At 56.0% G+C, this 12,931-nt stretch carries 9 protein-coding genes; 4 read left to right on the forward strand and 5 right to left on the reverse strand.

Features of this window, described 5'->3' with window-relative positions:
* Positions 1-230: 230 nt before the first annotated feature.
* The 5 genes from ACUVOF_RS05905 to ACUVOF_RS05925 form a co-directional block, all read right to left on the reverse strand.
* Positions 231-1,163 (reverse strand): lysine exporter LysO family protein, encoded by a 933-nt coding sequence (locus ACUVOF_RS05905; protein WP_447043458.1) that lies wholly within the window; start codon positions 1,161-1,163, stop codon positions 231-233.
* Entirely contained in the window at positions 1,164-1,883 is a 720-nt protein-coding gene (locus ACUVOF_RS05910; RefSeq protein WP_447043459.1) for a hypothetical protein, read from the reverse strand. It lies immediately after the preceding gene.
* Positions 1,884-1,974: 91 nt separating this feature from the next.
* Positions 1,975-2,910, reverse strand: coding sequence for a 2-hydroxyacid dehydrogenase (locus ACUVOF_RS05915; protein ID WP_447043460.1), 936 nt, complete (start codon positions 2,908-2,910; stop codon positions 1,975-1,977).
* Between the two features lie 189 nt (positions 2,911-3,099).
* Positions 3,100-5,142 carry a CocE/NonD family hydrolase gene (locus tag ACUVOF_RS05920; RefSeq protein ID WP_447043461.1) on the reverse strand — a complete coding sequence of 681 codons (2,043 nt, stop codon included), beginning with the start codon at positions 5,140-5,142 and terminating at the stop codon, positions 3,100-3,102.
* Between the two features lie 30 nt (positions 5,143-5,172).
* The gene (locus ACUVOF_RS05925) at positions 5,173-6,474 is read right to left on the reverse strand and encodes an ATP-grasp domain-containing protein (protein ID WP_447043462.1); all 1,302 of its coding nucleotides are present in this window, start codon (positions 6,472-6,474) and stop codon (positions 5,173-5,175) included.
* Positions 6,475-6,800: 326 nt separating this feature from the next.
* On the opposite strand from ACUVOF_RS05925, the gene ACUVOF_RS05930 reads away from it, so the two are divergent.
* From ACUVOF_RS05930 to doeA, 4 genes are all read left to right on the forward strand, one after another.
* Positions 6,801-7,694: a cyanophycinase gene (locus tag ACUVOF_RS05930; RefSeq protein WP_447043463.1), complete on the forward strand. Its 894-nt coding sequence runs from the start codon at positions 6,801-6,803 to the stop codon at positions 7,692-7,694.
* Complete coding sequence (gene cphA, locus ACUVOF_RS05935) at positions 7,691-10,327, forward strand: cyanophycin synthetase (protein ID WP_447043464.1); 2,637 nt, start codon at positions 7,691-7,693, stop codon at positions 10,325-10,327. Before ACUVOF_RS05930 ends, cphA begins: the two co-directional genes overlap by 4 nt.
* A complete protein-coding gene (gene iadA / locus ACUVOF_RS05940; protein ID WP_447043465.1) occupies positions 10,324-11,499 on the forward strand; it encodes a beta-aspartyl-peptidase in 1,176 nt (391 codons plus the stop codon). The genes cphA and iadA overlap by 4 nt, the downstream gene beginning before the upstream one ends.
* 223 nt (positions 11,500-11,722) lie before the next feature.
* The gene (gene doeA / locus ACUVOF_RS05945) at positions 11,723-12,922 is read left to right on the forward strand and encodes an ectoine hydrolase DoeA (protein WP_447043466.1); all 1,200 of its coding nucleotides are present in this window, start codon (positions 11,723-11,725) and stop codon (positions 12,920-12,922) included.
* Positions 12,923-12,931: the final 9 nt, after the last annotated feature.

A 12,931-nucleotide genomic window follows, 5' to 3' on the forward strand; every position in this document is an offset into this window, starting at 1 on the left:
TTAAGAACTATAGTTGAGAAAGGATAGGTTAGCTAAGTGGAAGACGACATAACTTAAATCAATATCTATGCTAAATACGGATGCTAAGAGACAGTTGGGTTTTGAGCTGGGTTTTAAACTAAGTGCAGTAAAAATTTAAGTTCTTTAACTTTAATCACTTACACGTAGTTTTTAATAAAAGATAAAAGATTTGCGATCTCTGTTTCCAATACGAGCGATTTTTAGCTCTATCAGCCCGAAAGCGAAAGAAAAAACAGGATCAGCGGGGGGGAGAGCAGCGAAAGGATAAACCCGCTGACCACGGCGACAGGCACGCAGCACACGCCGCCATGCTGCTGAATGACGGGCAAAGTGAAATCCATGGAGGTGGCGCCGCCGTAGCCAATCGCCAGTGCAGTGTGACGGTGAATCACTAATGGAATCAGAATGAATGCCAACAGTTCACGGGTAAGGTCGTTGAAAAACGCCACACCGCCCATCAGCGGGCCCAACTGGTCACCAATCAAAATAGCGGACAGCGAGTACCAGCCAAAGCCTGCCGCCATGGCCAGTCCCTCGTTCCAGCGTAGCGACAGGAGTGGGGCGGCTGCTAAGCCTGCCAAGAGTGAACTTAGTGCGAGTGTAACCGCTATCGCCAGCCCCATTCGGTTAAGCAGGATCTGTCTGAGGGGCATGCCGGAGTTGCGCAGCTGACAGCCAATTAGCGCCAGCAGTAAGTAGAGTACCCATTCGGCCAGTAGATCCGCCGTGTGAAAAAGCCCTTCACCCAGGTGCGGTCCTAACAACAGGCCAACCATAACGCCGCCTGCCACCACAGCCACTAGCAGCAGTGAACCCTGCATCGCCGCCAGTTTACTGGTCGGGGCATTTTTCACCACTGGCGAGTTGCCTGCCTTAAAGGTTAAACGGCGCGATAGCCACCAGAGCGCTGTTAGGTTAAACAGTGTAGTAATACTAAAAAGCAGCAAAGCATTGCCGCCTAAACGAGAGAGCTGACTGGTGAGGTTTTCAAGCCCAGCAAGACTCATTCCCATAAATAACAGTATTAAATAGACTGAACTATTCACTGCTTGGTTAATGAGTTTTTGAAAACTCTTGGATCGGACGCGAACTAAGTAACCTAGTACGAGCGGTAACAGAACAATGAATAAACCTGAAAGCATTTAGGGGGCCGACCCCCCCTCTGGTTGAAACTGAGTTAACGTCAGTTGTGTTTCGCGGCGGCCCTCTTTTTGGTATACCGCCGATAGTATCAGGCCGGGCCAGTCGGGGTGAAAGTTGAGCTGCAGAAGTCGGTCGGGCTTCTCAGTATCAATCAGCGATACACTCAGTGCTTCAAACTCACCGGCAGGTACGCTGATGGTCGTTGGCTCAGATCCCTTCTTTTCATGCACATAATATTGAAAATGCTCGTCACGCCCTTTCTGATCGACGAATTCAATCTCACAGGGCGCGCTCTCAGTACAGTTTTCATGCCCTGCTCGGCGGGACAGAGCAAACAGTGCCGTTTGCCGATCTAAGCTGCCAATATCACTTTCGTTCAACTGATAGCTATCGCCCATGCCTAGCACTGAATAACGGCTGCTAAAGAGCAGCGCCTCGATATCATCATCGTTCAGCGTAAAACGGCTGAATTCCTGGCCGCGTGCCACGGTAATTGAAAAGCGCATGTCGCTTAACCAGTGATTCCCTTCGTTAGATAGACGATGAGTGATGGTTGCCCCAGGCCAGCCACGTACTTCAAGACGGTATTTAGCCTCAAAGGGTTGCGGGTCTGGAAGCGTCTCTGCTGCTAAAGTCATGCCACTAGCGCAGATGGCAGCAAGGCTAAACCCTACTCCGGCGAGCGTGCGACCAAGCCGTCGTGCGAAAACAGTGACCAAGGGCGTTTCCTCTAAAATTGGTGTCTTCCTAAGAGCCTTTAGCCAGCACTTGGTTCCCAGCACAGGAGTATAGCCGAGGCGGGGTTTAGCGTCAGTAGCCTGCGTCCGGGTTAACGGTGGAAAGTTTCTCACCTGATTCAAAGGTATGCAGATAGGAAATTACTTGGTCGATGGCATCATTCAGCGGAGTAGGGGCGGCCATATGCGGGGTGACAATCACTCTTGGATGCTGCCAAAGTGGATTGTTCGTGGGTAGCGGTTCCTCATGAAATACATCCAGCAAGGCACCGCGCAAGTGGCCCGGCTGGTCAGTGCTGCCTAGCGCATCCAACAGCGCTTGCTCATCAATCAAACTGCCACGGCCTGGGTTAATCACACTAGCGCCTTTGGGCAGTTGGGCCAGCCGTTCGGCATTGAGAATGTGTTTAGTGGCCGCTGTGTCAGGCAGAATAGTGATCAGGCTTTGCACTTGGCCAAGCAATTCGGTTAGCCCATCATCGCTGTGAAAACAGTGCACGCCAATGAGCTGTTTGGGAGAGCGGCTCCAGCCCAACACAGGGAAGCCAGCTTGTTGCAAAGCGCTGGCCACATAGCCGCCAATCGCACCGAGGCCTAATACACCGACTGGCCACTGGGATTTATCCACTACCTCTTGTGGCTGCCACGTGGTGCTCTGTTGCTGAGTCAGGTAACGATCCATGCTGCGATAGAAATGCAATACACCATAGAGGGCGTAATCGGCCATTAGCTCGCCCATGCCCGCATCACGTAATTTTACGATAGGGACATCGCGGGGCAGCCCTGGCGTTTTCAGTAGATAATCCACTCCAGCGCCTAAGTTGATGATGCCTTTTAGCTGAGTTTGTTCTTGCAGCAAATGTGCGGGAGCTTTCCAAATGGCGAGGTAGTCAGCATTTTTGCGCTCATCCGCTGATGCATCGCTGGTGACGACGGTCGCCTGTGGTAGCGCGTCAGAAAGCGCCTCTTGCCACTGTGCAGCCTCATCAATATGCACGACAATTTTCATTGTTTGTCTCCCGCTAAGGTGGTTATTCATGTCGGCTATGATGAGGAGCGTAAAAGATGGCTGCAAGTGGTTTAACAATGATTAGTTAGCATGCCTCCTCTTGTTTGCCTCGTAAATTAGCGCGTTAGCATCTTTTTTGTCACACCTTCTCTCACGAAAAATATTAACAATGTTCCCGCAGAACTGCGCTTAAACAAGGTCGCGTGGAATCTCTTCGTCCCAGCTTTTGGAAAAAATGCGGCTATCTCCTTCATAGGCATCCATGGTCGCCCGCAAGCGAAAGCTACTGGCGTTGGATGTCATCAACGTGCGGGTCATGCTGCGTACTTCCCAGTCGCCGCGTCGGAAACTACGCTCCCACTCGGTCCAGCCGCTGAGGCTGTTGTAGTTCCCGTAGGTATAAGTATAGCGCTCAGTCACCCGTGAAGAGAGTTCTAGATCGATATCATCGAGACGGAAGGTGCCTTCGTCATTGATGACTTCAAGCGTGGTTTGATCCTGGGCCAGGTCGCGTATTACTCGCCACGATTCTTGGCTGGGCTGCAACAGGGTCACGGCGAGTGGCGGTGCGCCTTCCGGCTCGCCAAACGGGGTCAGCGCCGCTTCTTCCTGAGGCCGGGGCTCACGGCTAGGCAGGATTAGCTGACAGCCAGCAGGATGTACGGTCAGTTTGACAGGAACGGGCGACGGCCAGGCTAGCGGCCAGTAACTGGTTGAGAGCGAGAGCCGCATAGCGTGGCCTGTAGGAAATTTCTGCGCGATGTGTTTAAGCAGTACCCGAACACGGTAACGTTTACCAGACTCAAGAGGCTGAGGGAATTCGTCACTATCACGGTGTGTCAGGTTGAGCAGGCCATAGGAAATCCGGGTCGCTTTGTCGTCGTCGGCAATATCGCTGAGCCGAACTGCTACCATCGCCACCGGCTGATCGGCTTCTATGTCGAGCTCGACAACGGGTTGTCCGCAAATCTCGATGCCCTGATCAAGCCGGGCCGTCTGGAAAATCAGTGAACCGCCGTCCTCGTCGCGTTGATCGTGAGGCAGATCCGGTGGCGCGTTATAAGAACACCACTTGCCAGCAAACAGGCCTACTGATAGCGGCGAACGAACGGTAAGAGGCGTATCGTCGCCAGATACAAACGCCGCTGGCCCTTGGGGTACAGGCAGCAAGTCATGGCCACTGGTGAGACGGAAGTGCTTTGGTTCGATATGCGGTGATGGCCAGCTCGGTTCGGCAATCCAGCGCCCCGGTCGTTCCTCGTAACGGGCCGATGGCGGAACGGAATCCTGCATCCATACGCGCAGCATGGGCTCGTCCATGATGCCCGTTTCCTTGCCTTTCAACCAATAATCCCACCAGCGCAGCGATTCCTGCAAAAAACCGATGGCTGGGCCCGGAACACCAAGGTGGGGGTACTTATGCGACCAGGGGCCTACCAAGCCCTTACGAGGTACGTCGAGCCCCGCGAGCAACCGAAATACAGCATTGCAGTAACCATCGGCCCAGCCGCTAACGGCATACACAGGGCAGCGAATGCGTGAGAAATCCTCACAGACTGAACCATGCTTCCAATAGTCGTCGCGGCGCTGATGTTGGAGCCACGTCGCCAGCCAAAGCCCGCTATGCTCCAGGCGCTCCATCCACATATCCCGCCAGCGTTCACCGACCAATTGCGGGTCGGGTGGGCAAGTATTGGCATCGAACATGGTCGAGGCCCACGATAGGTTATCGCCCAGCAGGCAGCCACCCATGTGGTGGACATCATCGGCATAGCGATCGTCAGTTGAGCACAGCGTAATAACGGCCTTGAGCTCGGGCGGCTGTAGCGCCGCGATCTGAAGGCCATTGAACCCGCCCCAGGAAATGCCGATCATGCCGACATTGCCGGTACACCAGGGCTGTTTGCCTAGCCATTGCAAAATTTCGACGCCATCGTCGAGTTCCTGTTGCAAGTATTCGTCAGTCAGCACGCCGTCCGACTCGCCGCTGCCACGCATATCAACGCGCACCCCGGCGTAACCGTGGCCAGCCCAATAGGCGTGCGTCTGCGCGTCGCGAATCGCCGTCAGGTCTCTCTTGCGATAGGGCAGGTATTCAAGAATGGCCGGTACCGGGTCGCTTTCGGCATCCACCGGGCGCCAGATACGGATGGCTAGGCGGCAGCCATCTGCCAGCGTGATCCAGTCTTCTTCCTCCTGCACGTTGCGGGTGAAGTGGCTGACGATATGCATGGACCTGCTCCTTAGTGAGTAAAACGACGCTCAGCCGACGATATCCTCGAAGCCAAAATGTAGCTGCTCGGCAAGTCGCGCATAGTTCTCTTCAAGCGTGAGGTCATCCTTTGCCCCCATCCACACGTAAGCCATGGCGTAACTATAGCTGTCTTGCTCAGGCAGGGAGGATAAGCGCATACCGGCCTCGACCTGAAGTGTGATTACGGTGCCGGGGAAAGCCTGCTGTAGCGCTTCGATCTCCTCGGCACTGGGGACCTGGCTGACGGTGGCGTCGGTGAAGAACACTCGGTAGAAGAATTTTGCAGCCACCTTGAATGGCCCCTCTCGAAAAGGCATATCGGGTAACTGCCCTAACGCCAGATCCACCGTGACTTGTTGGTGGCTGATTCCATCGACTTTTTCGAACAGGTCGCAATGCGATTGCGCCACGCGGGTATTGATCTCCAGCAGCCAGACGCGATCCTGCACTTCGTCCCAGAAGTATTCGATGTTGAAGGCCGCATTGTCATAGCCAATATGGGCCATGATTTGACGCGTAAGGTCCTGCATCTTAGTTTGAATGGCATCGGGAAGGCGCGATGGATAGCGATAGTAGAAAAAGCTCAGCACCTGCGGATAGCGAATCGAATCGACAATGCCATACGGGACAACATCACCCTGGAAGACGTAGCCCTCGACTGTACATTGCCAGCCGCCGATGATCTCTTCCGCCATACAGTAGCCACCATCGACCGAGCGTACGTTATCAGGCAGGTTGGCGTGTTCCAGCACGTAGTTAAAGGGCTCTGAAATCGTCCCGATGCCTTCACACAAACGCTCGACGGCGTGGGCAAAATCTTCGGGGCTTTCGATGCGAAAACCCAGCCGTGAGCCTGACGACTTGATGGGTTTGACGAAGAATGGGAAATACAGCCCCGCTTCCCCTATATGCTGAAGGGCGTCTGGGTCGAAAGGGTCAAAGGCGGTAAAGCGCGGTATATAATCGGCGATCACTTCCTTCTGAACGAGTCGACTCCAGTACTTGTGTTCGCATTTTAGTAAACTTTCAAGACTGGTCGAAGGCGTGTCCAGTCGCTCACAGAGTAGCGGTAGCATGGTCGAGACGGGGAAATCCATATAACCCACGATGGCATCGATAGGCTCACCAAAGGCTTTCAGCTGGGTTTCGGCTCTGGCCAGCATGTCTTCGATAGGAAAGATGTCCGTATCATTGACTTCTGCTGGTTCGATCACGCCATGGAACCGGTAATTTTCAGCCCCACGTAAATGTGCAAGACGTTGACGATTAAGTTCATCCAGCCCGACAACAAAAATATTCCGATTGTTCATGATCGCCTCCTGGCGAAAGCGCGGTCTTCTCAGCACTCCTTACCCAGATGCAAGGGGCATCAGACAGGAGATGAAGGCTTGCCTGGACTGATCGACAGGCTAGGCGTGAGGAAAGGCCGCTTTTCGAAGTATAGCGGCTTAACATTGCTACGCTTGGCTAATACGTAAGAGAGCAGGAAAGGGGCTGCTCTGCAGGAGATGTTTCGTCAGGCCGAAGAACCTTGATTAATCTGGCAGGGGAAGTTTCCAACTGTTATAACTGAATTGTTACAAGTGAAAAGCTAGATTAAAAATCACGCGATACGACATTATTGCCGCTATCGGTAATGATTCAGTGTCCCTCAAAAGCGTCGCTAGGCGACGAAAGGGATATGGCCTCTCCCATTTTTTTGGCATCCGGTCACCTCGTGGCCATCGGCGGTGCAGAAGACAGAACCTCTGACCTTGAAATCCTCAAGAAGGTCTTTTCCCTAGCTCCTGAGGGTTATCAGGAGGTCGCGGTCATCGCCACGGCCAGCAGTATCTCCGACCAGGTTCTACCCGAATACGAAGCGGCCTTCCTACGCCTGGGTGCACGTGACGTTCATTCGCTGGGTATCCAGGACCGAAAGGCGGCAACTGATGCTGAAACGGTGCGTTTGATCGAGCAAAGCGGCCTCATCTTCTTTACTGGCGGTGATCAGCTGCGCCTGACCAATGTGCTGGGCGGCTCGCCGGTGTTGAAGGCCATCCGCCAACGCTTGCAGGACGGGGCCGTGGTGGCCGGAACCAGCGCGGGCGCAGCGGCCATGCCGGGCACCATGATCTACAACGGTGCCGCCGCCGATGCCTTGCGCAAAGGTGGCGTCAACCTGACCTTCGGCCTGGGTTTCGTCGATGACCTGATCATCGATAGCCACTTTCTCGAGCGCGGGCGCTTCACACGGCTGATGGAGGTCGGCGCCAGCAATCCCGAACACCTGGGGGTGGGCTTGGGTGAGGACGCTGCGGTAATTATTCACCCCCACGGCATTCTTGAAGCCATCGGTTCAGGACATGTCATCCTTATCGATAGCCGGGATCTGGCGAGTTCAAACATTGCCGACCTCGCCATGGGGGAACCCGTGGCCGTCGAGCATATGATCTTCCATGCGCTGGTTAGCGGCCACGGCTTTGACGTTGAGGCTCGACGCTATCTCGTCCCCCACAAACTTGGCGCCATTCTCGCGGTGGGGCGATGAATATTCTTGAACATCGGGCTCTACGAGGCCCGAACTACTTCAGTCGCTATCCGGCCATTTTTATGCGCCTTGATATTGGTGAGCTTGAGGGACGGCCGAGCGACCTTGTGCCCGGTATCGTTGAAAGGTTGACCGCGCTGCTACCGACCCTGCAGGAGCACCGCTGTTCGGTGGGCCGCCCGGGTGGCTTTTTGGAGCGGCTGGAACGCGGCACTTGGGCTGGCCATGTCGTCGAACATGTTGCCATTGAGCTGCAGAACTTGATCGGCTTCTCGGTGGGTTATGGCAAGACCATTGACAGCTATGAGGCCGGTATTTACAGCGTAGTCTATCGCTACCGCGATGAGGCCTGCGGACTGGCTGCCGGTGTCGAGTCAGTCAATCTTGTCGAGCACTTGTTTTGCGGTGAAGCGATTGATTTGCCGGCCATCCTTGGCCGCCTCAGGCAGGTACGTGACGACCACATGCTTGGCCCTTCCACGGCGGCCATCGTCAATGCCGCTACTCAGCGTGGCATTCCCCATACGCGTTTGAGCGAGGAAAACAGCTATATCCAATTCGGTCACGGCCACCGCCAGCAGCGCATCCAGGCGACGGTGACCGGCCATACAGACCTTATCAGCTACGGTATCGCCGACGATAAAAAGTGGACCAAGCAGGTCCTAGGTGATGCCGGCATTCCAGTCCCCCAAGGGCGGGTGTGTAGCTCTTTCGATGAGGCGCTGGACGCCGTTAGTTTCATCGGCTATCCCGTCGCGGTGAAGCCGGTCATCGGTAACCATGGCCGCGGGGTAAGCACCAATGTCGAGGACGACCAAGCGCTGAGTGATGCTTTCAACATTGCCTCGCAACGCAATTCATCGGTGATTGTCGAGCAGTACATTCGCGGTGAGGATTACCGCCTGCTAGTCATTGACGGCAAACTCGTCGCCGCCGCAAGGCGCCGTCCGGCCCATGTGGTGGGCGACGGGGTGGCAACACTCCAGGTGCTGGTCGACGCTGAGAATCGCGACCCGCGCCGCGGGGTCGGCCACGAGAACCTGCTAACCCAGATAAAGTTGGACGAGCAGTCGCTACGGCTAATCGGCCAGCAAAACCTGACCCTGAAGAGCGTGATTCCTGCGGGCGAAATCGTTTTTCTCAAGCCCACGGCAAACCTTAGCACCGGAGGCACGGCGACAGACGTCACCGACGATGTCCACCCGGAAGTGCGCTATGTAGCTGAGCGTATCGCGCGGCTGGTAGGGCTGGACATCATCGGCATCGATTTGCTCGCCGAAACCCTGACGAAGCCCCTCGAGGAACAATCGGCCGCGGTGGTTGAAGTGAATGCAGGCCCCGGCTTTCGCATGCACCTTTCGCCTACCCACGGGGAGTGCCGCGATGTGGGTCGCCCGGTGATCGACATGCTGTTCCCCGACAGCGAATCAACCGGGCGTATTCCCATTGCAGCGGTTACTGGCACCAACGGCAAAACCACCACGGTGCGGCTGCTCTCTCACCTGCTACGTCAGGCGGGACGCAACGTCGGCATGGCCTGCACTGGAGCCATCGAGATAGACAATCATGTCATCCTGCGCGGCGATTATAGCGGCCCCCAGGCGGCAGAGATCGTGCTTCGCGAGCCCACGGTCGAGTGTGCCGTATTGGAAGTCGCCCGCGGCGGCATCATGCGCCGCGGTCTGGGCTTCGACGAGTGCGACGTGGGCGTATTGCTTAACATTGCCAGCGACCACCTGGGCGAGCACGATATCCACACGCTTGATGAGCTGGCGCGCTGCAAGACGGTGGTGATCGATGCCGTTCGCCAGGGCGGTACGGCGGTGCTCAATGCCGATGACCCCCGTGTGTTGGAAGGTCAGCAGTGGGCTCGGGGTGAGATCATCTTCTTCACATTGGACCCTAACTCCCGCCCCGTTCGTCAGCATGTCCACGAACAAGGTGTCGCTTTTACCGTCCACAACGAGCGTATCGTGATGCGTCAGGGCCATGTTGAAGCCGAGTTGATCCCGGTAGTGGACGTGCCAATCACCTTCGAAGGGCATGCCCGCTTTAATGTGGCTAATGCCCTGGCGGCCAGTGCCGCCGCCTATGCGCTGGGTCTTTCGATCGCCGATATTCAGATGGGCCTGCAGACGTTCAACCCCACCCCCGGCCAGAACCCTGGGCGTACCAACCTCATCGACGCAGACGGCATGAAGGTGCTGATCGACTACGGCCACAATGTGCCAGCGCTTGAGGCTCTGAGCGAACTGGTCGGATGTATTCCGGCCCGCCGACGGATTAGCGTGGCCAGTGCACCCGGTAATCGTCGCGACGAGGATTTGTTCACGCTGGGTACCGTGCTTGCCAAGATGCACGACGTCGTCTTTATCTACGAGACCGACGCTCGCGGACGCCTCCCCGGTGACGCCGCTCGGTTGTTGCGCGAAGGGGCCGAGTCTATCCCGGGCGCCTGCCGGGTGGAGGTCATCATGGAAGAGCATCAGGCCGTGGAACGTGCTTTCGAGGAGGCAAGCGAAGGTGACCTGCTGGTCTTGCTGATCGACGATGTCGAAAGCGCTATTGAGCGGATCAGAGGGCGACGCTTCCGGTCGGTTGACGTCACAACGCCAGCCGGTGAGTCGCCATGACGCCCGCCAACGCCCAGAATGACCGGTTGCTGACCCTGCTGCGGGTCGGCAGCATCTATGCGCCGGAACCTCTCGAGGCGAACGATATCCTGATCGCCGATGGCCGTATCGCCGCCCTGGGGCGTGACCTCGAGATCCCCGCGGGCTGGCCGGTGCGGGTTGTGGATGCGCGGACGCTCACCGCGGTGCCGGCCTTTATCGATCAGCACGTTCACGTGACCGGGGGTGGCGGCGAAGGCGGCTGCGGCACCCGCTGTCCGGAAATAACCGCCCATGAGATCACCTCGATGGGGATTGGCACGGTGGTGGGGGTGCTGGGCACCGACAGTATTAGTCGTTCCCCAGCCGGTCTGCTGGCCAAGGTCCGTGGGCTGAAAGCCGAGGGTATATCTGCCTATATGTACACCGGTGCGTATCGCGTCCCGCCTCCCACGCTGACCGGCGATATCCAGCGCGATCTGGCCTGGATACCCGAAGTCATTGGTTTGGGCGAAATCGCTATCTCTGATCATCGATCGAGCCAGCCGCGTCAGGATGAAATCGAACGCCTCGTCAGCGATACCCGCGTGGGCGCCATGCTGGCGGGTAAGCGAGGTATTTGCCATTTCCATCTCGGCGATGGAAAGCGGGGACTGGAACCGCTGCGTAGATTGCTATCCGAGACTGAGATTCCCGCCGAGCAAGTGATTCCCACCCATGTGAATCGCCACCCTGCCTTGCTCGAAGAAGCGGCGGACTATGCGTTAACGTTCAACGCCAGCGTCGATGTCACCGCCTTTGAAGACGCCGGCGACGGTCTGTCTGGTTTTGATGCTGTGTCTCGCTTACTCGAGCGCGGCGTCCCGTCTGAACTCATCACCATGAGCTCCGACTGCAACGGCAGTTTGCCCGAATTCGATACCCAGGGGACCTACCTGGGGATGAAGGTCGCCAGGAACACGACACTCATTGCAGATTGGCAGCGCTTGGTGCGTGAAGGTGTGTTGCCTCTTGAGTCAGCGTTAGGCTTAATTTCCACCAATGTCGCTAGAGTCCTCGGTTTACATGCCCAAAAGGGGCGTTTAGCAATCGGCTTCGATGCTGATGTGACGCTACTCGACAACAAACTTCAGCCGCAGCAGACGTTCGTAGCGGGAAAATGTATCTATGACTTGAGCAGAGTGGAAGGATAACCGCTGTAGCAGTTATAAGCTCGCTCAGCCTAAATAATGATGTTCTATGCACTTTTTGTCATAAAGCCTTTGACCACGAACCAAGGGTGGGTGCTAGTATCGGCTTAAGACGACATTGGCAGGCCTGCTGCGGCGGTGGTCAGGTCGATCCTGTGGCCCAGCTTTGCGTGCCTATCGTAGGCAGTACGCTGGTTCTTGGTGATCTTTAATGGCGAGTTGCCCGATGACTCAGGTTTCCCTGCCTTTCACGCGCGAAGAGTACGCTAACCGCCTGTGGAAAGTGCGCGCTGAAATGGCCAGTCGTGGTATTGACGTATTGATCGTCAGTGACCCTTCCAATATGGCTTGGCTAACCGGCTACGATGGTTGGTCATTTTATGTGCATCAGTGTGTGCTGGTGGGTCTTGAAGGAGAGCCGGTATGGTTCGGACGGCGTATGGATGCCAACGGTGCGCTGCGCACCTGCTGGATTGATCCCGAAAATATTACCTATTATCCGGATTACTACGTGCAGAATCCGGATATGCATCCGATGGAGTATCTGGCCCAGTCGATCATGCCGGATCGCGGCTGGCACTTGGGCGTAGTAGGCATGGAGATGGATAACTATTACTTCTCTGCCAAGGCGTATTTAAGCCTGTTACGCGAGCTGCCCCATGCGCGTTTTATGGATGCCAATGCGCTGGTGAACTGGTGCCGGGCGATAAAATCGCCCCAAGAAGTGGCTTATATGCGCATTGCTGCCAAGATTGTGGAAGGCATGCATTCGCGCATTTTGGAAGTGATTGAGCCCGGCTTGCCGAAGAGCAAATTAGTCTCTGAAATTTACCGTGTTGGCATCGAAGGTTTTGTAGACGAAAACGGCAAGGTCTTTGGTGGTGACTATCCCGCCATCGTTCCCATGCTGCCTACCGGTAAAGACGCTGCTGCCCCTCACCTGACCTGGGATGACACACCGTTTCGCAAAGGCGAGGGTACCTTCTTTGAAATTGCCGGGGTATTTAAGCGCTACCATGCGCCGATGTCACGTACGGTTTTCCTGGGTACGCCGCCCACCGACTTTATCCGCGCGGAGTCGGCTCTGCTGGAAGGCATCGAAAATGGCTTAGCGGTCGCCAAGCCCGGCAACCGCACGGCGGATATTGCCATGGCGCTGGGTGCTGCAATGGATAAGTATGGTTTTGACCGTGGCGGTGCCCGCTGTGGTTACCCGATCGGTATTTCCTACCCCCCCGATTGGGGCGAGCGCACCATGAGCCTACGCCCCTCTGATGAGACTATTCTTGAGCCGGGCATGACGTTTCACTTTATGCCGGGGCTCTGGGAAGAAAACTGGGGCTTGGAAATTACCGAAAGCATATTGATTACCGAAGACGGCTGCGAAACCCTGGCCAATTTTCCGCGCCAGCTATTCGTCAAATAGTCGCTTGTT

This window comes from Vreelandella sp. H-I2 (assembly GCF_052959335.1).

Bases quoted from the DNA above. Each gene is read 5' to 3' on its own strand.
- ACUVOF_RS05915 (WP_447043460.1), bottom strand. From the start codon at position 2,910: ATGAAAATTGTCGTGCATATTGATGAGGCTGCACAGTGGCAAGAGGCG.
- ACUVOF_RS05920 (WP_447043461.1), bottom strand. From the start codon at position 5,142: ATGCATATCGTCAGCCACTTCACCCGCAACGTGCAGGAGGAAGAAGAC.
- doeA (WP_447043466.1), top strand. From the start codon at position 11,723: ATGACTCAGGTTTCCCTGCCTTTCACGCGCGAAGAGTACGCTAACCGC.
- ACUVOF_RS05930 (WP_447043463.1), top strand. From the start codon at position 6,801: ATGATTCAGTGTCCCTCAAAAGCGTCGCTAGGCGACGAAAGGGATATG.
- iadA (WP_447043465.1), top strand. From the start codon at position 10,324: ATGACGCCCGCCAACGCCCAGAATGACCGGTTGCTGACCCTGCTGCGG.
- cphA (WP_447043464.1), top strand. From the start codon at position 7,691: ATGAATATTCTTGAACATCGGGCTCTACGAGGCCCGAACTACTTCAGT.
- ACUVOF_RS05925 (WP_447043462.1), bottom strand. From the start codon at position 6,474: ATGAACAATCGGAATATTTTTGTTGTCGGGCTGGATGAACTTAATCGT.
- ACUVOF_RS05905 (WP_447043458.1), bottom strand. From the start codon at position 1,163: ATGCTTTCAGGTTTATTCATTGTTCTGTTACCGCTCGTACTAGGTTAC.